Genomic DNA, 23,230 nt, shown 5'->3' on the forward strand with positions numbered 1-23,230 from the left:
TCTTAAAGATTAATATTATGGAAATAATGGAAGCAACAAAAACTAGAGTCTATCGGTTTGGAAATAAATCGGCAGATGGCAATAGTACAATGAAAAACCTTTTAGGAGGTAAGGGGGCCAATTTAGCAGAGATGAGTGCTATTGGTATTCCAGTGCCGCCAGGTTTTACAATCACCACAGAAGTTTGTACGGAGTACAATTTACTGGGTAAGGATACTGTTGTTGATATGATTAAGGAGGAGGTAGAAGCTTCTATTGCTAATATTGAATCTTTAATGGGAAGTGGCTTCGGAGACAAGGAAAACCCATTGTTGGTGTCTGTTCGTTCCGGTGCTAGAGTATCCATGCCAGGGATGATGGATACCGTTTTGAATTTAGGGTTGAATGATGAAGTGGTATTGGGATTGGCCAAAAAAACCAATAACGAACAATTTGCATGGGATTCCTATCGTCGTTTTATCCAAATGTACGGGGGCGTGGTTTTAGGCATGAAACCAGTATCTAAAGAAGATATCGATCCGTTTGAGGAAATCATGGAAAACCTTAAGGAAAAGCGGGGCATTCAATTGGATACAGAGTTTACTGTTCAGGATTTAAAAGATTTGGTATATGACTTTAAAGATGCTGTGAGAAAGCAAACAGGTCACAGTTTCCCAACCAATCCATGGGAACAACTTTGGGGAGCCATTATAGCGGTGTTTAATAGCTGGAATGGTGATAGAGCTGTTTACTACAGAAACATGCATGGATACCCAGCCGATTGGGGTACTGCGGTGAATGTTCAAGCCATGGTGTATGGAAACATGGGGAATAACTCAGGAACAGGGGTGTGCTTTACCCGTGATGCCGGTACTGGTGAAAATGTTTTCAATGGTGAATATTTAATCAATGCGCAAGGAGAAGATGTAGTAGCCGGTGTTAGAACACCACAGCAAATTACCTTATTGGGGTCTAAACGTTGGGCAGAATTAGCTCAAATTACAGAAGAAGAACGCGCAGAAAAATATCCGTCGTTGGAAGAAGTGATGCCAAGTATTTTTGCAGAACTCGATAGCTATCAAGAAACCCTTGAAAAGCACTATAGAGACATGCAGGATATGGAATTTACCATTCAGGAAGGCAAATTATGGATCTTGCAGACCAGAAATGGAAAACGTACTGGAGCAGGAATGGTGAAGATTGCCATGGATTTACTAAAAGAAGGTTTAATTGATGAGAAGGAAGCTTTACTTCATATCGAACCTAATAAATTAGATGAATTACTGCACCCAGTATTCGATCCTAAGGCTTTAAAAAGTGCCCATGTAATTGCACAAGGGTTGCCAGCATCTCCTGGAGCGGCTACCGGAAAAATCGTCTTTTTTGCGGACGAAGCGGCCAAGTTTAAAAACAGTATTTTGGTGAGAATAGAGACCTCTCCTGAGGATTTGGAAGGAATGCACATTGCCAAAGGTATTTTAACGGCTCGCGGCGGGATGACTTCACACGCGGCTGTTGTAGCCCGTGGTATGGGGAAATGCTGTATTTCTGGAGCAGGTGCTTTAAAAATCAATTATAAAGCAAGAACTTTAACCGTGGACGGTCATGAATATCATGAAGGGGATTGGATCTCTCTAAATGGTTCAACAGGTAATATTATTGAAGGAAAAGTAGAAACTGTAGAGCCAGAATTGAGTGGTGAATTTGCAGAATTGATGACCCTTACCGATAAGTATGCCAAAATGAAAGTGCGAACCAATGCCGATACACCAAAAGATGCTAAAATAGCGAGAGGTTTTGGGGCAGAAGGTATCGGACTTACCAGAACGGAGCATATGTTCTTTGAAGTAGATAGAATCAAGGCCATGCGCGAAATGATTTTGGCGGATACCGTAAAAGGTAGAAAACAAGCGTTACAAGATCTGTTGCCAATGCAACGTTCAGATTTTGAAGGTATTTTTGAAGCTATGGAAGGCCTTCCTGTTACCATTCGTTTATTGGATCCACCATTACATGAGTTTGTGCCTCACCAATTGGCAACTCAAAAGGAGTTGGCCGAAGAAATGCACATTTCTTTACAAGCTGTTAAAAATAAAGTAGCCGAACTGGAAGAGTTCAATCCAATGCTTGGACATAGAGGATGTAGATTAGGAAATACCTATCCAGAGATTACCGAAATGCAGACCCGAGCCATCATTGAAGCAGCCTTAAACTTAAAAGAGCGAGGCATTACTTGTCAACCGGAAATTATGGTGCCTTTAATTGGAACCGTTGAGGAGTTTGTAGCACAAGAAAACATCATCAGAACTACAGCCAACAACATTTTTGAAGAGCGTAATGATACTGTTGATTATTTAATTGGTACCATGATAGAAGTGCCTAGAGCAGCCTTGATGGCAGATCAAATTGCGGAGCATGCCGATTTCTTTTCTTTCGGAACCAATGACTTGACTCAGATGACCTTTGGATATTCTCGTGACGATGCTGGTAAGTTCTTACCAATCTACATTGAAAAGGGAATTTTGAAAGTAGATCCTTTTGAAGTCTTAGATCAAGAAGGTGTAGGTCAATTGGTGAAGGTTGGAACTGAAAGAGGTCGCAGCGTAAAACCTAAATTAAAAGTAGGTATTTGTGGTGAACATGGTGGGGAACCAAGTTCTGTTGAATTCTGTTATAATACGGGAATGAACTATGTAAGTTGTTCTCCTTTTAGAGTACCTATTGCAAGATTGGTGGCAGCGCAGGCAGCCATTAAAGCAGCTAGAAATGTTTAAGTAATTTGTTTACTTCATTTATATTGGTTTTAATTAAATGAAAAGCGGTCAAGAGTTTGTTCTTGACCGCTTTTTTTATAAGGGAATATTGTAGTTACTTCGTAACCGAGAGCTTAAATCTTCCTTCTGTAATTTCTATAAAATCTGAACTGTCTTCTGTATTGTACAATTTTGCTGAAAATTCTCCTTCAACTAATTGTTTTTGCGAAACCAAAGTGCCCAATAGGTATTGGTTCTGTGCTTCAGTACTTGTGATACTAAAAGTATTGTTGGGGTCAATTTCTCCGTATGATTCATAATGTACATCTCCCATGGCTATAGGTAAATAATCTACACCTATTTGCATCATTGTACCGGAACTTAAATCATTTTCAGAATATTCATAATTGCCTATGGCAAAGAGATCATTAAATACCTCAGTTGAGGTTTGAGGATTGGAGCATTGGTAGAATCTTATGAAAGATATGCCCATTTGTGGGTCTGTATCTTCATTGTCAAAGTTAGGGAACATTGCAGTTGAATAACTCAATTTAGGGTCTATGCCATAGGCACATGTTGCAGCTTCCAAAGGAATTTCGGATACTTCTTGATATTTTAGTGTGTTGTCATCCATGCTTTGGCCATAGAGGAAAGGTTCTCCATTAATTTTTCCTGAAATAAAATAGTAATAATCTGAACTGTCAAAATTGGAATTTTGATTGTTTTCTGAATCATTGTCATTGCTACATCCTAGAAAAGCACTCACACAAGTAAATAGCATTAATAATTGTTTTCTTTTCATTGTTGGTTTTTGTTTTTAATTGTTAATAAAGTTTAAAATCATATAAAATTTATGGGTTGGGTGGCGAATATAGTAAAGATGTAGGTTATTTCTTGTTTTTTTGTATGATTTATATGGCGATCCGTAATGCTTTTTAATTGGAATTTCAAACAAATTATGCTGATTCAGGTTTTTAATTTTTCGAAATCATGAGTTAACCTGCTGTTGTTGGGCAATTATGTCGCATTTCTAATAGGATCTTATAAAAAAGAGTAAATATTAAAGAAGATTTGCTAGTGTGTGAAATCAAAACTTCAACGAGGTTATTGTTTCGGATTGGTTTTAAATATAGCATGAAAATGTACCGAAATTAAAATGAAAAGCGGTCAAGAGTTTGTTCTTGACCGCTTTTTTTATGACAAATAAAAGTATTCTTATTGATGTTTTTCAATCCACTCTCTGGCGTTAACAAAAGCTTCAACCCAAGGCGATACTTCGTCTTGTCTGTTGCTTGGGTAGTGTGCCCAGTTCCATTGGAATGTAGAACGCTCAATGTGCGGCATCGTTACTAAGTGACGACCTGTTGCATCACATAGCATAGCGGTGTTGTAATCCGATCCGTTTGGATTGTGTGGATATTCCGCGTAAGCGTATTTTCCAACAATGTTGTATTGGTCTTCAGATTTTGGTAAGTTAAATTTACCTTCACCATGAGAAATCCAAACTCCTAAAGTGCTTCCTGCTAAACTTGATAACATTACAGAATTGTTTTCCTGAATAGTTACAGAAGTAAATGAACTTTCGTGTTTATGAGAATCATTATGAACCATTTTACCATGAACATCATGCTCAGGGTTAATCAATTCTAATTCCATCCATAACTGACAACCGTTACAAATACCAACTGAAAGTGTGTCTTCACGTTTGAAGAAGTTTTTAATCACTTCATTCGCTTTTTCGTTGTATTTGATAGCTCCGGCCCAACCTTTAGCAGAACCTAAAACGTCTGAGTTAGAGAATCCACCAACAGCACCTAAGAACTGAATGTCTTCAAGAGTTTCACGACCAGAAATTAAATCGGTCATGTGCACGTCTTTCACATCAAATCCGGCTAAGTACATAGCGTTTGCCATTTCACGCTCAGAGTTACTTCCTTTTTCACGTAAAATCGCTGCTTTTGGTCTTGGCTTACTAGCATCAATTACAGGAAGTTTCCCTGTAAAGTGACTTGGGAAGGTGTACTGTAATGGTTGATTTTTATAGTTGTCGTAACGGTCTTTTGCTAAGCCGTTAGCAGTTTGTTTTTGATCTAATAAGAACGATGTTTTGTACCACATATCACGTAATCGAGATACCGTCATGGTGAATACATCTGTTTCGTTGATGATGCTTAGCGTGTCACTTTCAGTTACTTTACCAATGTTGAAGAATTCAATGTTAGCTTCAGATAAAACAGACTCCACTGAAGTATCTTTCGACTGAATCACTAAACCAGCATTTTCAGCAAACAATACTTTAAATGAATCGTTTTCAGCTAAAGCGGTGATATCTAATTCCGCTCCTAAATTGTTGTCAGCAAAACATAACTCTAACAACGTTGTGATTAAACCACCAGAAGCCACATCGTGTCCTGCAACAATTTGTCCGTCAAGAATTAATTGTTGAATGGTGTTGAATACGGTTTTAACGTAAGCAGCAGATTGAACATTTGGTGTGTCGTTACCAATTTTGTTAACTACCTGAGCAAATGAACTTCCACCTAATTTAAAGTTGTCCTGAGACAGGTTGATGTAATACACATCACCAGCTCCTTTTTGGAATACAGGTTCAACTACTTTATTAATGTCGATACAGTTAGCCGCAGCCGAAATAATTACCGTACCAGGAGCAATAACCTCTTCGTTAGGGTATTTTTGCTTCATTGATAAGGAATCTTTTCCGGTTGGAACGTTGATACCTAAATCTATAGCGAATTCTGAAACCGCTTCAACAGCTTCATATAAACGCGCATCTTCACCTTCATTTTTACAAGGCCACATCCAGTTTGCCGATAAAGACACATTTTGTAATCCGTCTTTTAATGGCGCCCAAATAATGTTAGTTAAAGCTTCAGTAATCGAGTTTCTACTTCCTGCCACTGGATTGATTAATCCAGAAATAGGTGAGTGCCCGATAGAGGTTGCGATACCTTCCTTACCTTTATAATCTAAGGCCATCACACCAACGTTGTTTAATGGAATTTGTAATGGTCCAACACATTGCTGTTTGGCTACTTTTCCACCAACACAACGATCTACTTTATTGGTTAACCAATCTTTAGAGGCTACAGCTTCTAATTGTAATAACTGGTCTAAATAATTGTAGAAGTTTTCTTTGTTGTAAGCAACGTCGGCATAATTGCGAGCTACTTTTTTATCATGCATATATGTTTTTGGTGAGCTACCAAACATATCATCCATGGCTAAATCCATTGGTTTGTGTCCGTTGGTTTTAGATTCAAATGTGAAACGGTGATTACCGGTTACGTCTCCAACCGTGTACATTGGTGAACGCTCACGATCGGCAATCTTTTGTAAGGTTTCAATATGTTTTTCAGCAATCACTAATCCCATACGTTCCTGAGATTCGTTACCGATAATTTCTTTATCAGATAAGGTTGGGTCTCCTACAGGTAATTTATCTAAATCGATGTGTCCACCAGTTTCTTCAACTAATTCAGATAAACAGTTTAAGTGTCCACCCGCACCGTGATCGTGGATAGAAACAATGTAGTTTTCATCACTTTCAACCATACCACGAACCGCATTAGCAGCACGTTTTTGCATTTCAGGATTCGAACGTTGTACCGCGTTTAACTCGATACCAGATTCAAATTCTCCTGTATCAGCCGATGATACCGCAGCACCACCCATACCAATACGGTAGTTTTCACCACCAAGAATTACTACTTTATCGCCAGTTTTAGGAGTATCTTTTAAAGCTTGTTCAGCTTTACCATACCCAATACCTCCGGCTTGCATAATGACTTTATCGAATCCTAATTTTCTGGCATCTTCTTCGTGCTCGAATGTTAATACCGAACCACAAATTAATGGCTGACCGAATTTGTTACCAAAATCTGAAGCACCATTAGACGCTTTAATTAAGATATCCATTGGCGTTTGGTATAACCACTTGCGCTCATCCATAGCTTGTTCCCATGGACGGTTTTCTTCCAAACGCGAGTAAGACGTCATATAAACCGCAGTTCCAGCTAAAGGTAACGAGCCTTTACCACCAGCTAAACGGTCACGAATTTCACCTCCCGATCCTGTTGCAGCACCATTAAATGGCTCTACAGTAGTAGGGAAGTTGTGCGTTTCCGCTTTTAATGAAATAACAGATTCGAAATCTTTAGTTTCGTAAAAATCTGGTTTATCAGCTGTTTTAGGAGCGAATTGCTCAACAACAGGTCCCTTTACAAAAGCAACATTGTCTTTATATGCAGAAACGATATCGTTAGGATTGGTTTCAGAAGTTTTACGAATCATTTTAAATAATGACGTCGGTTTTTCTTCACCATCAATAACAAATGTTCCATTGAAAATTTTGTGACGACAGTGCTCACTGTTTACTTGTGAGAAACCGAATACTTCAGAATCGGTTAATGGGCGACCAATTTTTTCAGAAACACCTTCTAAGTAAGCCACTTCTTCATCACTTAAAGAAAGGCCTTCCTGAATGTTATAAGCTGCAATATCTTCAATATCAAGAATAGGTTCTGGCTTGATATCTATTGTGAATGATTCTTGGTGTAATCCGTTGAATTTTTCAGAAATCATAGGATCATATCCTTTGAAATCTTCAGAAACAGCTTCGAATTCCTCAATTCGAATGATGTCTGAAATCCCCATGTTTTGAGTGATTTCTACCGCATTGGTACTCCAAGGCGTAATCATCGCTGCTCTTGGCCCAACAAAAAAAGCATCCAATGATGCTTGCTCTATTTTAGGCTGGTTGCCAAATAACCATGTTAATTTAGAAATGGTTTCTGTTGATAATTCTTTTGTTGTTTGAACAGCAAAAACCTTACTGTTTACGTTTCCAAAGAAATGAATCATTGTTGATGTATTAGGTTGTAATTTGAAAATGCAAAAATACACTTTTTTAGTCATTTAAGTGGCATTTTTTAGGAAAGCTTATTCCTATTTTCAAAGGGTTAATAAGTAGTGCTTAAAAGTACTTTTCCAAGAGATGACTAACAGAACCATAGTAGCTCTTTCCAAACAAATTGAGGTGCACCAATAAGTAATAGAGTTGGTAAATAGAAATTCTGTCTTGGGTATGGGAAGTTTCGGAATGTTGTTTGTAGTAAGCCTTATAGAATTCTGGGGCAAAACCACCAAATAATTTGCTCATGGCAATGTCTACTTCATGGTGTCCGTAGTAAGGCGCAGGGTCTATAAGATAGGGAGTGCCTTCTTGAGAAATCAGGTAATTCCCGCTCCATAAATCGCCATGTAAAAGTGAGGGGACTACATTTTGGAAGAAGGGAGCAAGTTTTGCTGTCATTTGTTCTTTTGAAGGACATTCTGACTCTAAAAGTAATTGGTTTAGAATAGCGAGTTGTAATTGTGGAAACAGTCGTTCGTTTACGTAGAATTCGATCCAAGTGTTAGTTGGTTTGTTACTTTGATGCAAACTTCCTATATAATTGTCACTAACAAACCCAAACGAGCTGCTAGATACCTTGTGTAAGTTTCCTAATTGTTTTCCAAGCGTTTTAAAATTTTTGGAAGAAGGAGTTTTTGCAGGTATATATTCCATGAGTAGAAGAGAAGTGTCTTCAAGTTTATTGCAATGTAATACGTCTGGAGTGGAAATGGTATTGGTTTCAGCAATGTCCTTCAGTCCCAAGGCTTCCTTTTGAAACATATCGAGAGCTTTGGGACTCTTGTTGGCTTTTAGGAAATAGGAATTGTCCCTGGTTCTTAATAAATAAGCCTGAGAAATATCTCCTCCTGAAATGGATTGAAAGTCCAAAATGGATTCATTTAATTGTTCAGATAGGTAGGTGATGATATTGGTTTCCATGCAATAAAAAAGGTCATCTGTTGATATGATGACCTTAAAATTACAAATTCTTAATGAAAGCTATTGTTTGATAAGCTTTTTGGTGACTGCCTGATTTTGATACTGTAATTTGACCAGATAGATGCCGCTGTTTAGCTTGGAAATGTCCAACTTATTTTCAGTGTTGGAAACCTGTTTTTCAAGAGTCAGTTTACCTAAAACACTATAGATTTGAATTTCCAAATCAAAAGAAGTATCTATATAAAGTGTATTGCCATTTACTGGGTTGGGGTAGAAGTTAGGTTCCAAGTTTGTTTGGTACTCGCTAACTGATAATTCTTCCTGCCAAATAGCACTTACATATTCGGGGTGGTCAATAAAGGGGTTCCGATTGTCCTGATGCTCAAAAATGGCATTGTTTCTATCTATTTCCTTATTGCTTACAGGGTCGTTGATATGCCAACTGTAAAGCAGGTCTAAAGCCCATTGTTCAAATACTTTATCGCTGCTGCCATCCAACATACTGTTGCCGTTGGTGTCGTTCGTTTCCCATGAAGCCACATCTTCTTGGTAACGAACAGCAATATAAAATAGACCACGGGCAATATCCCCTTTATAATCGTCTATAGGTTCAAAAACTTCTCCTACAGGTCCCGAAAGGTCAGTGCTGCCTCTTTGACTACTGTTTAGAGACGTGTAGCTTGCCGTAGAAACTTCGCCAAAAGCCAAATTACCACGTTCAGCATTGACTTTTTTATCCGTTGGTAGAATATGGAAGGCATCGGCAAATATGGGATGGTTTTGGTTGTTGCCAAACCAACTTCGAGGAAAGGTATGTTCACGGTTGTATTTATCACATTCTACAGTACCACCTGTGCCATTGTCTTGGTCGGTGCCAAATTCAAAATCACAATCGCTATAAATATCCCAAACCTTACCATCAGCTCTTACATCAGAAGTTTGGTACAAAGTCCAAAGTTGACTATAGGTTACGGAAGTATCGTGGAAGACTTGGCCGTTACTATCATCAATGTCATCAATAATAGATTTAAGGGCTGTTTTTAGGGAATACCCCTCGAGTCCTTCGGCTGCATCATAATACCCTTCAGGAATCTGAGCAAACAAACGGAAAGTCATGAAAAATAAAAGCAGTAGGTAGTTATGTTTCATAAACGTACGTTTCGGTTATTATTTGTTTTTCTCCAATTGAGCCATGTAAAAACCATCAAATCCAGATTCGTAGGCCAAAATCTTTTTGTCTTTTACCAATTTGAAATCTTTACCGTTTTCCGACTTCAAAAAGGCGGCCACTTGGTTTTGGTTTTCCGATGGTAATACAGAACAGGTGGCATATACCAATTTTCCTCCTGGTTTTACCATTTTGGAATATTGTTGCAATACTTCCTGTTGGGTCACTTTGATATTTTCAATGAATTCAGGTTCCAGTTTCCACTTGGAATCTGGGTTTCTTCTCATTACTCCCAAACCAGAACACGGCGCATCAATTAAAACTCTATCAGCTTTTCCGTAAAGCTTCTTGATAGGCTTGGTAGAATCCAAAACTTTTAAATCCAAATTGTGCACACCGTTGCGTTTTGCTCTAACCTTGAGCTTTTTCAATTTACTTTCGTAAATGTCCATGGCAACTATTTGGCCTTTGTTTTCCATAAGGGAAGCAATGTGCAATGTTTTTCCACCGGCTCCCGCACAGGTATCAACAACTTTCATGCCAGGGGCAACGTCCAAATATGGCGCAACCAATTGAGAAGAAGCATCCTGAACCTCGAACCACCCTTCTTTAAAAGCTTCAGTTTTAAAAACATTGGCACGTTCCTTAAGCCTTAAGGCAGAAGGGTAGTTTGATAAAAACTCAGTCTCTATATTTTCAGACTGAAGACGAAGTTGAAGGTCTTTCTTGTTGGTTTTTAAAGTGTTCACCCTTAAAATTACATCGGCCTGTTCGTTTTGTTTTGAAATTTCTTTGGTCCAAACTGCTTCGCCTAATTCTTGAACCCCGAGCTCGTCCATCCAATCCGGAATGGAGTCGCGGAACTTTCTAATTTTGGAAAGTTCATCAAAACGTCCTTTTATTTTTCGTTGCGGCGTGTTTTCAAAATATTTCCAATCAGGCAATCTAATACCTTTCAAGGTAGCCCAAACAGCAAACAGGCGCCAAATATCATCTCTGTTAAAAGGTTCCTTTACATTGGCGATTTCAGCATACAGGCGCTTCCAACGTACAATATCGTAAGTAGTTTCGGCTACAAAGGCACGGTCACGACTTCCCCAACGCTTGTCGCGTTTCAAAAGCTGTTGGATTACTTTATCGGCATAAAGCCCTTCATTGAATATTTGTAATAAACCATCTACGGTTGCAAAACATAGGTTTCTGTGTAAGCGCATATTGTAATGTTCAAGGCCCTGTTGGCTAATTGGTTTTAATGCAATAGTTTAACAGTTGCCAGATTTAAAAAAATAAAAACATGCAAAGGTAGTTTAAAAGCTACGAATAGTCATAAGAATTTTAAGTAAAACACATTCATTTCGATATGTTGTGGTTGAAATGAAAAAGGAAGCCATTTTGGCTTCCTTTTTATTATGGTTTCCCGCGTTGTTCGCGACGACGTTTTTTGAATTCTTCAAACATTTGATGTTTAAAATCATCTTCGGATTGTTTGAGGAGTAAAATTTTCTTGGCAGATAAAATTTCCTGTAAATCCTTGAGAAATTTAATCTTTAATTGGTGGCGTTGGTCTTCGATAGCTGCAATTTCATTTAGTAGGGTTTTGGCCTCGGGTTCAGTTAAATTTTCCAAATTGGCATTTCTACGTTTAGTATAGGCCTCATGCCTTAGTTGATTGCTGGTTGCTTCGTAGGTATTATATACTGGCCAAAACTCTTGAGCCTCTTTTTTTGTAAGATTTAAACGTTCGGTTAAAAAGGCAATTTTCAAAGTTTTAATTTTTTCTCTGTCAGGTCTTTGGGCTTGTATGCCCAAACTGATACAGAAGAGAAGTAATGTTAAAGTGAATTGTTTCATGGTTCTGATATGAATTCCAAGTCGTCAAGCGACGAGTGTTCTAAAAGGTAATTTTCTATAGTTGAATCGGGGATCTCACTATCATCAAAGCCCTCAAAAAGGACATAGTCTTCACTGTTAAGAACTACTAAGTCTTGAACAGAAAAGTCTTCTTCAGATAGATAGTTTTCTATAGATACGGTCTCTAGGTCGTTAAAGTCTATATTGTTTTTAGAGTTTATAAAAATGCCCAATAGCACTAGGATACTGGCTGCAATTCCTGTAATGTACAATGAGGTTTTCCATGTCCAAAATGGTAGAGTTTTGGGTGTTGAAGCTTTTTCTATGCTAAGTTTTCTTAAAACTTTGGCATCAAAGGTATCAAAGTAATTAGTAGGCACATCAAATCCATGGACATCAATTTGGCTGGACAATTTTGTTTGGTCCCAAAGTGCCTCCTCGACCTTATCAAAATAGCCGTCCGGAATTTTATGCCCCGTACTTTTGTTAAGATGTAATTTGTTGTGTTTCATTGTATATTAGACTAAATAGGTCTTAAAAGGTTTAATGCGAGCTTAGGTATTGTTCTATTTTCTTCACAGCAATATGATAAGATGCTTTGAGGGCACCTTCACTGGTTTCCAATATGTCTGACATTTCTCTATATGTAATATCATCAAAATATTTCATATTGAAAATAAGCTGTTGCTTTTGTGGTAACAAGGCAATAGCCTTCTGTAATTTTAATTGAATTTCATCACCCTCAAAATACACATCGGCTTGTAAATTATCAATGGCCTGTTGCTGAATGTCCTCACTAGATACTTTCAAAAACCTGGCTTTGCGGTTTAAAAACGTGATGGATTCGTTGGTGGCTATCCGGTACATCCACGAAAACAATTGGCTTTCTCCCTTAAAGTTATGGATGTTTTTATAAACTTTTATAAAAGTGTTTTGCAAAACGTCATCAGCATCATCGTGGGAAATGACTATTTTCCTGATGTGCCAATATAAACGCTCCTTATACTGAGACAGCAATTCTTTAAATGCCTGTTCTTTGGTGCGTTCTGTTTTTAATTGAACTATGAGGTCTTGCTCGCTTATCACCTTTTGTTTATTGCTTAGACCCTACAAATTAGGAAAAGTTTAATGGAATTTTAATGAAATATTATTTTTAATTATTTAGTTGGTTATCAGTGCGTTATAATATTATAAAATCGATGAAATGCAATTAAATACGATAAAAAGCGTGTTTTTCTTGGTTTGTATGTGAAAATGTGCTAAGTTTACATCAGCCTAACCTACAAACCTGTTACCAATGTCCCCAAATTTGGTAATATAAAAGAAAAGGATGCAACAACTGTCGCATCCTTTTCTGGCTTTAAAGGGTGTTTGTTTTGTTAATCAAAACTTTGCATTTCTACCAGCTTTTTATAAACTCCTTGTTTGGCAAGAAGATTATCATGAGAGCCTTGCTCTACAATTTGCCCTTTTTGCATCACAATAATTTCATCGGCATTTTGAATGGTAGATAGCCTGTGGGCAATGACAATGGAGGTCCTGTGCATCATCATTTTTTCTAGAGCGTCCTGTACCAAACGTTCACTTTCCGTATCCAATGCTGAAGTGGCTTCGTCCAAAATCATTATTGGAGGGTTCTTTAACACGGCTCGGGCAATACTAAGACGTTGCTTTTGCCCTCCGGAAAGCTTGTTTCCTGAGTCTCCAATATTGGTTTCAATACCTTGAGGAAGAGTGCTTACAAATTCCCATGCATTGGCAATTTTGAGAGCCTTGATAATTTCATCTTCGTTGGCATCTTGTTTGCCAATTAGCATATTGTTTTTGATAGAGTCGTTAAACAAAATGGAATCTTGAGTTACCAATCCAATCAAAGCTCTAAGGGAATGTTTGCTCAGGTCGCGGATGTCATCACCATCTATGGTAATACTTCCCTGGTTGACATCATAAAATCTAGTGACCAAATTGGCAATAGTACTTTTTCCACTTCCAGATTGTCCTACCAAAGCCACGGTTTTTCCTTTTGGAACTGTCATGGAAAAGTCCTTCAAAACCCATTCATCCTCATATTTAAAGGAGATGTTGTTGACGTCTATAGCTGTAGTGAATTCATTTTTAATCTTGGCGTTTGGCTTATCCTGTAAAGGAGATTCTGTATTCAAAATTTCCAACACACGATCGGCAGCAGCATTACCAGCTTTTACTTTATAACTCGCTTTACTAATAGCTTTTGCCGGCGTTAATATTTGATAGGATAAGGCCATATAAGAGATAAACGCACCTCCTGATAGGCTGTTTTCAATAAGAACCATGCTACCTCCATACCATAACAATGCCGCAATAGTCACAATTCCTAGAAACTCACTAGTAGGTGAGGCAAGGTTTTGCCTGTTGAGCAAGGTGTTTGAAAAATGGTAAAAGCGGTTGGTGGAATCCTGGAATTTGTTATTGAATCGCTTTTCGGCATTAAAGCCTTTAATGACTTTAAGGCCGCTTAGGGTTTCTTCTAGAGTTGAGAGAAAAATTCCTTGTTCCGTTTGTACTTTATTGGATTTTCGCTTCAAACTTTTTCCAATTCGGGATATAATCAAGCCTGCAACCGGAATAAACAAAAACACAAAAATGGTGAGTTTTGTGGAAATGGCAAACATCATAATGATGGCAAAAAGAATGGTTAAAGGTTCTTTAACGATAAGCTCCAAAACAGCCAGCAGAGAGTTTTTAACCTCATTTACGTCACCGGAAATACGCGCAATGATGTCTCCTTTTTTCTTTTCAGAATAATATGAAATAGGTAAGGTAATGACTTTGTCGTAAATGGCATTTCTTAGATCTTTAAGCACCCCATTTCTTAGGAAGGTTATGGAATACAAGGCTAGATAATTAAACAGGTTTTTGAGTAAAAACAGGCTGATAATTAAAACAATCATGTACAATAAAGTGCGCTGGGGACCTTCATTGGCATTGGTTGCAGTAACAAAGTAATTTAAGTAATCTTGACCATATGATTTTAGCTCCGTTATGCCTTTGTACACAGGTTTTACCGTAAGCTGTTCCGTTTCTCCAAATAATACACTAATCATGGGCATTAAAGCCACCATGCCTAGTGTACTGAACAATGCATAAAGGATATTGAAGAAAATATTAAGGTACCCATACCTCTTATAAGGAAGGATGAATTGCGACAGTTTTTTTAGGTATTCCATTAATTGAGTTTCATGGCCTTTAAAATGGCATCGATTTTCGATTCCAATTTTTGTTCCACAGCTTTAAATTCTGACACATTGTCCAAAGTTGTATTTACGCTAATGTAAAACTTGATTTTTGGTTCTGTACCACTAGGTCTTAGGGCAATTCGGCTACCGTCTTCGGTTGTGTAGATTAATACATTAGATTTTGGAATGTCGATAGCACTTTCAGTGCCTTGTATTAAATCTTTAGAAATGGATAGTTGGTAATCGTCCACAGTCACTACTTTTGAGCCATTCACTTCTTTCAATGGATTTTCACGAGCATCGACCATCATTTGTTTAATTTCTTCTGCACCAGAAATTCCTTTTTTAGTTAAAGAGATCAATCGTTCCTTAAAGAATCCATATTTCACATAGGCTTCAATTAAACCTAGGTAGAAGGAACCGCCTTGAGCTTTAGTATATGCTGCAATTTCACAAGCTAGTAGGGTAGAGGTCACAGCATCTTTATCGCGCACAAAATCCCCAACCATAAATCCGAAACTTTCTTCACCGCCACCAATAAATTTCAATTCAGGGAAGTCGACGATCATTTTGGCGATCCATTTAAATCCGGTAAGCCCAACTTTATACGAAACCCCAAAGGCGTCGGCTAGGTTTTGCATCATAGGGGTAGAAACAATAGTGGAACCTATAAATTCCTTTCCTTTGATAAGGTCTTTATCATGCCATTGTTTCAATAGAAACTCCGTCATCATGATCATGGTCTGGTTTCCATTGAGCAATACCATATTGCCTTCCAAATCTCTCACGGCAACTCCCAAACGGTCACTATCGGGATCGGTTCCTATTACGATATCCGCATTGACTTTCTCAGCCAATTCCAAGGCCATTTTTAAAGCTTCAGGTTCTTCTGGGTTTGGGGAAGCCACTGTAGGGAAGTCTCCGTTTGGCTCACTTTGAGCTTCAACAATATGAACATTTGTAAAGCCAGCACGTTTTAAAGTTTCCGGGATTGTGGTAATGGACGTTCCATGTAATGGTGTAAATACAATCGTTAAATTGTCTTTGGCTTCCTGACTGGTAAAACTAGCATTGGCAACCGCTGCATCTACAAAGGCATCGTCAATATCTTTTCCAATGTAATGAATCAAATCTTCATTGGCATTGAATTTAACCTCGGAATAATCCAATGCATTAATTTCATTGATGGTTTCGTGATCCTGAGGGGGAACCAATTGGCCGCCATCTTCCCAATATACTTTGTAACCGTTATATTCAGGTGGGTTGTGTGATGCTGTTAAAACAATTCCGCATTGACATCCTAGGTGTTTCACTGCAAAGGAAAGCTCAGGTGTAGGTCGTAAATCTTCAAACAGATATACTGCAATATTATTGGCAGAGAACACATCGGCCACCACTTTTGCCAAAGTTTTACTGTTGTGCCTACAGTCATAAGCAATAACCACTTTAATAGGCTGATTAGGGAAGCATTTGTAAAGGTAGTTGCTCAATCCTTGGGTATTTTTTCCAAGGGTGTATTTGTTGATACGGTTGGTGCCAACGCCCATAATACCGCGCATTCCTCCTGTACCGAATTCCAAATCCTTATAAAAGGATTCCTTAAGTTCGTTTAGGTTGTTGTCCATTATAGATTTAATATGTTGCTGGGTATCGGCATCAAAGGTTGAAGTTAACCAGGTTTGGATGCGTTCCTGTAATTGAGGTTCTAAAGTGTTCATAAGCTAATATTATATCACAAAAATAAGCATTTCATACATTTTATGAGATGCTTTTGAGTTGATGAAATGGTTTTTAGAAAGTTAAATTGCTTTCTTTCTATAGGTTGAGTTCGCTTTTAATTAAATAGCGTTTTTTATCTTCTTTAGTTTGAAGGATGGTTTCTCCTAAAAAGCCAGCGACAAAAAATTGGGCTCCCATAATCATGGTGGTTAGGGAGATGTAAAATTGAGGACGTTCGGTAATCAATCTGCCTTGCGGGTGGATAAAGAGTTTGTCGATACCCAAATAAAGTGCAAAGACAAAACCAATGGCTACCATGATCACCCCTAGAGCGCCAAAAAGGTGCATTGGGCGCCGCGCAAATCTAGAAATGAACCATATGGTAATCAAGTCTAGAAATCCGTGGATAAAGCGGTCCATTCCAAATTTGGTGGTGCCGTATTTTCTAGCTTGGTGCTGCACCACTTTTTCGCCAATTTTCAGAAAACCGGCGTTTTTTGCCAAGACTGGTATGTACCGGTGCATTTCGCCCTTAACATCGATGTTTTTTACAACGTCTTTGTTGTAGGCTTTCAAGCCGCAATTAAAATCATTTAAGCTGACACCAGAGGTTTTTCTTGCCGCCCAATTAAAGAGTTTGGAGGGCATGTTTTTGGTAAGGACAGAATCGTAACGCTTTTTTTTCCATCCAGAAACCATATCAAATTGGTCCTGAACAATCATTTGGTAAAGTTCAGGAATCTCCTCAGGATTGTCTTGCAGGTCGGCATCCATGGTAATGATCACATTTCCTTCAGCTTTGGAAAAGCCTGCATGAAGCGCCTGTGATTTGCCAAAATTCTTCAAAAAACGGATTCCTTTTACATTAGGATCTTTTTTTGAGAGACCAACAATGGTTTGCCAGGATTGGTCTGTACTACCATCGTCGATAAAAAGGATTTCATATGAAAAATGATTGGATTGCATAACGCGTGCAATCCAATTATGAAGTTCTGTTAAAGACTCTTGTTCGTTAAGTAGTGGTATAACTACTGATATATCCATGGAGTGTATTTCAAAATTCTACGTCCAAAAGTAAAGAAATTATTTAAGCTGCGTTAGGATCATTGCGCTTCATGGCCAATGCTACAATAAGTCCGATGATTGAATAGAATACCAATTGAAATGCTACCGATTTTAATTGGTTACCCATTGCAAATTGATTTTCGCCTTCCATTTGTACCATTGCTTTATCAATTTCAGATTGTGGAGCTCCAAAATTTTCCATCATTTGTCGAGAGCTTTCCATAACATTTTCCTTGAGGATTTCAGAAGCTTCCGGATCAATAACATTAAAGAGTACAATACTAACAAGGGTACTAATTATAAACCCTACGGCAATTGTTATGAAATAGGATGAGAAAGCTTCTTTAAACGAGATAAACCCTTTTAATAAGCCTTTAGATCTTGCAGTAGAGACAATTCCAAAGACAAGAATTACCAAGAAAAGGATAATTCCAAGCCACCATTTGGTTAATAATTCTAGATTAATGGCATAAGAGAGTACAGTTACTAGGACAAGTGTTGCGCCAAGGTAAAGCCCATAATTAAGAGCTGAGGACTTGATAGATTTTTCCATTGTAATGATGATTATTTTTAGGTTACACTAGGGTTAGTAATCAAAGATACTAAAACGTTACATAAATTTACTGCAATAAAATTGAAAAAAACATTGTACATAAGTAAAAAATGCTTAAATTTGCAGCTCGAAAAAATGAAACGATAAAATAGCTTTAGCGATGAAAAAAGGTATACATCCAGAAAATTATAGACTTGTAGCGTTTAAAGATATGTCTAACGAGGACGTATTTTTAACAAAGTCAACGGCAGTTACTAACGAAACTTTAGAAGTGGATGGGGTTGAGTATCCATTGGTTAAGTTAGAGATTTCAAGAACGTCTCACCCATTTTATACTGGTAAATCCAAATTGGTTGATACCGCTGGACGTATTGATAAATTCAAAAACAAATACGCTAAATTCAAAAAGTAATTTAAAGCGTCTTAATATACATTCAAAGCCTTTGGGAAACGTCCCAAGGGCTTTTTTGTTTTGGGTAAATATGGTATTTTTGACATGGCTATAGCTCAAGTTTCTTAGGAAATAGAGGCTTGTCCTTATTTTAATCTTTAACTCATTCCAAATGAACTATATTCTTTTTGATGGTCCCTCTCGTAACAATTTGTTGCCATTTACCTATACGCGTCCAGTGGCCGATATTCGGGTTGGAATTTTAACCATTCGTGAAAAATGGGAAACATTTTTGGGCTATACCACCACAACTTTGACAGAAGAATATCTTTCGGAGAAATTTCCTATGGTTGAAATAGAGGAGAACGTCATGATCAACGCGTCCTATTTGCCCAATGCGGAGTTGATTGAGATGGTGAAAAGCTTGAAAGAGAACCAAGCCATTTTTAAAGATGAAGATGTGTTGGCATTTTTTACCACAGATACCCAGGAAGAAGTGGATTTTGAAATCTATGAAGCCATTGAGTTTGAAGATGACGTTTTGAAAATAGAACATACTTGGGATATTTTTGCTAAAAACGGAGAAGCTATTTCCGAAGATTTTGAATTGTTGACCAAAGGAAAGGAATCTCAGCCAATCCCGTCTTCAAACAATACCATTCATGCCAATAGAATTTTTATTGAGGAAGGTGCCAAATTGGAATTTGTAACCCTAAATGCTACCAATGGGCCAATTTATATTGGAAAGGATGCCGAGATTATGGAAGGTTCTATCATCCGCGGGCCATTTGCCTTATGTGAAGGTGCCACCGTAAAAATGGGCGCTAAGATTTACGGACCTACCACAGTTGGACCCTATAGCAAAGTTGGAGGGGAAATCAATAATTCGGTGCTATTTGCCTATTCCAATAAGGGACATGATGGATTTTTAGGGAATTCGGTGTTAGGAGAATGGTGTAATCTAGGCGCCGATACCAATAATTCCAATCTAAAAAATAACTATGCCGAAGTCCGTCTTTGGAATTATGAAACTGAAGGCTTTGCTAGAACAGGCTTACAGTTTTGTGGGTTGATGATGGGGGATCATAGTAAGTCTGGTATCAATACCATGTTTAATACGGGAACGGTTGTTGGGGTGAGTGCCAATGTTTTTGGTAGTGGTTACCCAAGAAATTTCATTCCAAGTTTTGCTTGGGGAGGAAGTTCGGGGTTTACAACTTTTTTGACCAAAAAGGCTTTTGAGGTGGCTAAAGTAGTGATGTCAAGACGTAATATTGAATTTACGGAGCAAGATGCGGCCATTATGGAACACGTATTTGAATTGACCCAGAAGTACCGAAAATCATTTTAATTCTTTTTAACTGTTCTTAAATCCAATTGGTTTACAGGGTTAATGCCTAATCCTGAAACATTCTTTTGTGTAAACCTAATGACTTCGTCATAATATAATGGAATAATGGGCGCTTGTTGCATTACCAAGCTGTCCATTTGGGTGTAAAGTATTTTACGTTTTTCAATATCGTTGATGGCAAAGGACGCATTGTAAAGGCTGTCAAAAGCAGTGCTTTTAAAGTGTGTGTAGTTGGAGCCGTTTGGAGATAAGGTTTTGCTGTAGAATAAACTCAGATAATTTTCAGCATCTAGATAGTCGGCGACCCATGAGGCTCTAAATAGGCCTAATTTCCCGTTGTTTCTGGCGTCCCTTAAGGTTGCAGAGGGCAACACATCCACATTAGCCAAAATACCAATCTTGCCTAATTCCCTTTGAATGTATTCGCAAAAGTTTAAATAGTTACTAGTTGTGGATATGGTGATTTCCGGGGTTTGGATGTTGGTCTCTTTTTTGAACTGCTCTACCAATTGTTTGGCTTTTTCTGGTTGATATGAGAAACCGATATCTCCTTTGTAGCCAGGAAGTCCTTTGGGAATCATCCCGCCGTGTGCTGGCACGCCCACCCCATTTCGTAAGTAGATCATCATTTTGGTTCTGTCGAAACCATAGTTTACAGCTTTTCTTAAAGTTTCAGATTGTATTTCTGGAATGTCTGCATCAAGATAAAAGCCTAAATACTCCGTGTTTAAATAAGGGCCTCTAAGCATATTGACTTTTTGGGCGTAATTGGACCTTAATTCGCCTTTGGCAGTGAGTATTTCGTCTTTGTACGAGGCATCCAGACTGTTTAAGAAATCGAGTTTGCCCTGTGCAAACTGTAAAAACTCACTTTGTTTGTCTGGAAGAAAAGTTGCGGAAACAGCTTCTAGATAAGGGAGTTGGTTTCCGTTGTCATCATATTCAAAATAGGCATCATTACGCCTTAAAACCAATTTGATATTTTCCTCCCAGCGTTTAAATGAAAAGGGGCCTGTACCAATAGGGTGAGACCTGAACTCGTTACCATAATGATCTACGACTTCATGTGGCACCACAGAACAGTATTTCATGGTCGTAAGTCCCAAAAAAGCGGGAAATCTAGTATGAAGTTGAACTTGGAAAGTAGTATCGTTAATGGCTGTAAAGTCATTGACCTTATTTAAAACCCAACTTCCAGGTGACGCTATTGATTTATCCCGAAGTCTATTGAAACTATAAACAAAGTCTTTGGCAATAACAGTTCTTGTAGAATCCTTGCCAAAAAGAGGGCTTTTATGAAAGTAGATATCGTTTCTTAGAGTAAAAGTGTAGGTCAAACCATCTTCTGAAATGTGCCAGGTTTCAGCAATACATGGTGTAATATTTAAACTGTCATCTGTTTGTACCAGGCCATTGAAGAGTTGATTTGCCAGCCAATTTTCTCCCACATTTCTCGAAAATGCCGGATCTAATGAGCCAATAATATTACTTTCATTATAGCGGAAAACTAAATGGGTGTTGCTCTCTTTGTTCTGGCAATCAAACAATAGGGGTAAAAGGAATAAACAATAAATAGGATGAAACTTCATTTGCGAATACTGATAATGCGTATTTGGTTTTGTGGTAAATCTCAAAATTTAAAAGTATGAAAAAAAACTACAAGGGCTTTTCTTGTCTTGAAGGTATGCTACATATTACTTTGTCTTGACTTTTTGTTCAAACTTTACGCCTAGTTATATCATTGAAATTTTATGGATTTGTTTAAATTATTTGAGAAGATAAAAGATTTTTAGGTATTGAAACTTAAAGTGGTTTAGTGCAATAAAGCTTTTGTTTTCAAAGACTTAAAAAAGAGTGCTCTAGGTTAGATTAAGCGCTCTTTTTTTGTATTTTTGCACTCCTTTTCAATAGTTTAGGATAATGAACAAAAAAGTCGCTTTTTACACCTTAGGATGCAAGCTTAATTTTTCGGAAACCTCCACCATCGCCAGAAGTTTTTCGGACGAAGGATTTGATCGCGTTGATTTTTCGGAAAAGGCAGATATCTATGTAATCAACACGTGTTCGGTTACAGAAAATGCCGATAAGCGTTTTAAAAGTATTGTAAAGCAAACTCAAAAAGTAAATCCAGATGCGTTTGTTGCAGCTGTAGGGTGTTATGCCCAATTAAAACCTCAGGAACTGGCCGATGTAGATGGGGTAGATTTAGTTTTGGGAGCGACGGAAAAATTTAAAATCACGGACTATTTGAATGACTTGAGCAAAAATGATTTTGGAGAAGTACATTCCTGTGAAATTGAGGAGGCCGATTTTTATGTAGGGAGTTATTCCATTGGTGATAGAACACGAGCGTTCCTTAAAGTACAGGATGGATGTGATTATAAGTGTACCTATTGTACCATTCCTTTGGCTCGTGGTATTTCCAGAAGTGATACCATGGACAACGTTCTGAAAAATGCTAAGGAAATTTCTGATAAAAATATAAAGGAAATTGTTTTAACTGGTGTAAATATTGGTGATTATGGTAAAGGGGAATTTGGAAACAAGCGTCATGAACATACATTTTTAGATTTGGTAACCCAATTGGATCAAGTTGACGGAATTGAGCGCTTGCGCATATCTTCCATTGAGCCAAATCTTCTAAAAAATGAAACCATTGAACTGGTGTCAAAATCCAGAGCCTTTGTGCCTCATTTTCATGTGCCATTGCAAAGTGGGAGCAATGATATTCTTAAAAAGATGAAACGTCGCTATATGCGAGAGTTGTATGTGGATAGGGTTGATAAAATCAAAGAGGTGATGCCGCATGCCTGTATTGGTGTGGATGTTATTGTGGGGTTCCCAGGGGAGACAGACGAACACTTTTTGGAAACATACAATTTTTTGAATGAATTGGATATTTCGTATCTACACGTTTTTACCTATTCTGAACGTGACAACACAGAAGCCGCTTTAATGGAAGGTGTGGTGCCTAAAAATGTGAGAAGTAAGCGAAGTAAAATGTTAAGAGGGCTTTCGGTTAAAAAGAGACGCGCTTTTTATGAAAGTCAAATAGGCACGAACAGAACAGTTTTGTTTGAAAGCGAAAACAAGGAAGGTTATATTCATGGTTTTACAGAAAACTATGTGAAAGTGAAGGCGCCTTGGAATCCAGAGTTGGTTAATACGCTTCATGAGGTAAATTTAACTGCCATAGGAGAGGATGGGATTGTGCGGTTTGAGTTTGTGAAGGCTTTGGTTGTTTAAGTTGAAGCTTCATTTTAACTGTTTTTCTCACTGTTCATCCATTTTTTTAATCTCGGAAGTTTTTCAGCGGTAATTTAGAAATTTT

Annotated in this window: 17 protein-coding genes; 4 read left to right on the forward strand and 13 right to left on the reverse strand. The window is 37.9% G+C overall.

What is annotated here, in order from left to right; all coding sequences use genetic code 11:
- Positions 1-17 precede the first annotated feature (17 nt).
- The gene (gene ppdK / locus RBH95_RS06130; RefSeq protein ID WP_307901803.1) at positions 18-2,753 is read left to right on the forward strand and encodes a pyruvate, phosphate dikinase; all 2,736 of its coding nucleotides are present in this window, start codon (positions 18-20) and stop codon (positions 2,751-2,753) included.
- A gap of 94 nt (positions 2,754-2,847) precedes the next feature.
- Here ppdK and RBH95_RS06135 read toward each other — a convergent pair whose 3' ends face one another.
- The 12 genes from RBH95_RS06135 to RBH95_RS06190 all read right to left on the reverse strand — a co-directional run bounded on the left by RBH95_RS06135 (position 2,848) and on the right by RBH95_RS06190 (position 18,157).
- Positions 2,848-3,534 (reverse strand): hypothetical protein, encoded by a 687-nt coding sequence (locus RBH95_RS06135; RefSeq protein ID WP_307901804.1) that lies wholly within the window; start codon positions 3,532-3,534, stop codon positions 2,848-2,850.
- 413 nt (positions 3,535-3,947) lie between these two features.
- A complete protein-coding gene (purL, locus tag RBH95_RS06140) occupies positions 3,948-7,613 on the reverse strand; it encodes a phosphoribosylformylglycinamidine synthase (RefSeq protein WP_307901805.1) in 3,666 nt (1,221 codons plus the stop codon).
- Positions 7,614-7,725: 112 nt separating this feature from the next.
- Complete coding sequence (locus RBH95_RS06145; RefSeq protein ID WP_307901806.1) at positions 7,726-8,586, reverse strand: fructosamine kinase family protein; 861 nt, start codon at positions 8,584-8,586, stop codon at positions 7,726-7,728.
- A 60-nt stretch (positions 8,587-8,646) separates the two neighbouring features.
- The gene (locus RBH95_RS06150; RefSeq protein WP_307901807.1) at positions 8,647-9,735 is read right to left on the reverse strand and encodes an endonuclease; all 1,089 of its coding nucleotides are present in this window, start codon (positions 9,733-9,735) and stop codon (positions 8,647-8,649) included.
- Between the two features lie 18 nt (positions 9,736-9,753).
- Complete coding sequence (locus RBH95_RS06155) at positions 9,754-10,968, reverse strand: RsmB/NOP family class I SAM-dependent RNA methyltransferase (RefSeq protein ID WP_307901808.1); 1,215 nt, start codon at positions 10,966-10,968, stop codon at positions 9,754-9,756.
- 193 nt (positions 10,969-11,161) lie between these two features.
- Positions 11,162-11,605 (reverse strand): hypothetical protein, encoded by a 444-nt coding sequence (locus tag RBH95_RS06160; protein ID WP_307901809.1) that lies wholly within the window; start codon positions 11,603-11,605, stop codon positions 11,162-11,164.
- Entirely contained in the window at positions 11,602-12,117 is a 516-nt protein-coding gene (locus tag RBH95_RS06165; RefSeq protein WP_307901810.1) for a hypothetical protein, read from the reverse strand. The genes RBH95_RS06160 and RBH95_RS06165 overlap by 4 nt, the downstream gene beginning before the upstream one ends.
- Before the next feature lie 31 nt (positions 12,118-12,148).
- Positions 12,149-12,691 carry an RNA polymerase sigma factor gene (locus tag RBH95_RS06170; RefSeq protein WP_307901811.1) on the reverse strand — a complete coding sequence of 181 codons (543 nt, stop codon included), beginning with the start codon at positions 12,689-12,691 and terminating at the stop codon, positions 12,149-12,151.
- A gap of 293 nt (positions 12,692-12,984) precedes the next feature.
- Positions 12,985-14,811, reverse strand: a complete 1,827-nt coding sequence (locus RBH95_RS06175) for an ABC transporter ATP-binding protein (protein ID WP_307901812.1) — start codon at positions 14,809-14,811, stop codon at positions 12,985-12,987.
- Complete coding sequence (locus tag RBH95_RS06180) at positions 14,811-16,538, reverse strand: phospho-sugar mutase (RefSeq protein ID WP_307901813.1); 1,728 nt, start codon at positions 16,536-16,538, stop codon at positions 14,811-14,813. Before RBH95_RS06180 ends, RBH95_RS06175 begins: the two co-directional genes overlap by 1 nt.
- Before the next feature lie 97 nt (positions 16,539-16,635).
- Positions 16,636-17,583 carry a glycosyltransferase family 2 protein gene (locus RBH95_RS06185; RefSeq protein WP_307901814.1) on the reverse strand — a complete coding sequence of 316 codons (948 nt, stop codon included), beginning with the start codon at positions 17,581-17,583 and terminating at the stop codon, positions 16,636-16,638.
- Between the two features lie 43 nt (positions 17,584-17,626).
- Positions 17,627-18,157 (reverse strand): DUF4199 domain-containing protein, encoded by a 531-nt coding sequence (locus tag RBH95_RS06190; RefSeq protein WP_307901815.1) that lies wholly within the window; start codon positions 18,155-18,157, stop codon positions 17,627-17,629.
- Positions 18,158-18,317: 160 nt separating this feature from the next.
- Between RBH95_RS06190 and RBH95_RS06195 the strand changes: the two genes are divergently transcribed.
- Positions 18,318-18,569: a type B 50S ribosomal protein L31 gene (locus tag RBH95_RS06195; RefSeq protein WP_307901816.1), complete on the forward strand. Its 252-nt coding sequence runs from the start codon at positions 18,318-18,320 to the stop codon at positions 18,567-18,569.
- A 151-nt stretch (positions 18,570-18,720) separates the two neighbouring features.
- On the forward strand, positions 18,721-19,899 hold the full coding sequence (locus RBH95_RS06200; RefSeq protein ID WP_307901817.1) for a GlmU family protein: 1,179 nt from the start codon (positions 18,721-18,723) through the stop codon (positions 19,897-19,899).
- On the opposite strand, the gene RBH95_RS06205 is transcribed toward RBH95_RS06200, so the two are convergent.
- Positions 19,896-21,488 carry an ABC transporter substrate-binding protein gene (locus RBH95_RS06205; RefSeq protein WP_307902237.1) on the reverse strand — a complete coding sequence of 531 codons (1,593 nt, stop codon included), beginning with the start codon at positions 21,486-21,488 and terminating at the stop codon, positions 19,896-19,898. The two genes, RBH95_RS06200 and RBH95_RS06205, sit on opposite strands and share 4 nt — an antisense overlap.
- 331 nt (positions 21,489-21,819) lie before the next feature.
- Here RBH95_RS06205 and mtaB point away from each other — a divergent pair, with 331 nt between their 5' ends.
- Entirely contained in the window at positions 21,820-23,145 is a 1,326-nt protein-coding gene (mtaB, locus tag RBH95_RS06210) for a tRNA (N(6)-L-threonylcarbamoyladenosine(37)-C(2))-methylthiotransferase MtaB (RefSeq protein ID WP_307901818.1), read from the forward strand.
- Positions 23,146-23,230 lie beyond the last annotated feature (85 nt).

The sequence above is a fragment of the Mangrovimonas sp. YM274 genome (assembly GCF_030908385.1).
Classification (GTDB): domain Bacteria; phylum Bacteroidota; class Bacteroidia; order Flavobacteriales; family Flavobacteriaceae; genus Mangrovimonas_A.

Coding starts and splice junctions, on each gene's coding strand:
- purL (WP_307901805.1), bottom strand. CDS start 7,613: ATGATTCATTTCTTTGGAAACGTAAACAGTAAGGTTTTTGCTGTTCAA.
- RBH95_RS06180 (WP_307901813.1), bottom strand. CDS start 16,538: ATGAACACTTTAGAACCTCAATTACAGGAACGCATCCAAACCTGGTTA.
- RBH95_RS06135 (WP_307901804.1), bottom strand. CDS start 3,534: ATGAAAAGAAAACAATTATTAATGCTATTTACTTGTGTGAGTGCTTTT.
- RBH95_RS06150 (WP_307901807.1), bottom strand. CDS start 9,735: ATGAAACATAACTACCTACTGCTTTTATTTTTCATGACTTTCCGTTTG.
- RBH95_RS06145 (WP_307901806.1), bottom strand. CDS start 8,586: ATGGAAACCAATATCATCACCTACCTATCTGAACAATTAAATGAATCC.
- RBH95_RS06205 (WP_307902237.1), bottom strand. CDS start 21,488: ATGAAGTTTCATCCTATTTATTGTTTATTCCTTTTACCCCTATTGTTT.
- RBH95_RS06175 (WP_307901812.1), bottom strand. CDS start 14,811: ATGGAATACCTAAAAAAACTGTCGCAATTCATCCTTCCTTATAAGAGG.
- RBH95_RS06195 (WP_307901816.1), top strand. CDS start 18,318: ATGAAAAAAGGTATACATCCAGAAAATTATAGACTTGTAGCGTTTAAA.
- ppdK (WP_307901803.1), top strand. CDS start 18: ATGGAAATAATGGAAGCAACAAAAACTAGAGTCTATCGGTTTGGAAAT.
- RBH95_RS06185 (WP_307901814.1), bottom strand. CDS start 17,583: ATGGATATATCAGTAGTTATACCACTACTTAACGAACAAGAGTCTTTA.
- mtaB (WP_307901818.1), top strand. CDS start 21,820: ATGAACAAAAAAGTCGCTTTTTACACCTTAGGATGCAAGCTTAATTTT.
- RBH95_RS06160 (WP_307901809.1), bottom strand. CDS start 11,605: ATGAAACAATTCACTTTAACATTACTTCTCTTCTGTATCAGTTTGGGC.
- RBH95_RS06190 (WP_307901815.1), bottom strand. CDS start 18,157: ATGGAAAAATCTATCAAGTCCTCAGCTCTTAATTATGGGCTTTACCTT.
- RBH95_RS06165 (WP_307901810.1), bottom strand. CDS start 12,117: ATGAAACACAACAAATTACATCTTAACAAAAGTACGGGGCATAAAATT.
- RBH95_RS06155 (WP_307901808.1), bottom strand. CDS start 10,968: ATGCGCTTACACAGAAACCTATGTTTTGCAACCGTAGATGGTTTATTA.
- RBH95_RS06200 (WP_307901817.1), top strand. CDS start 18,721: ATGAACTATATTCTTTTTGATGGTCCCTCTCGTAACAATTTGTTGCCA.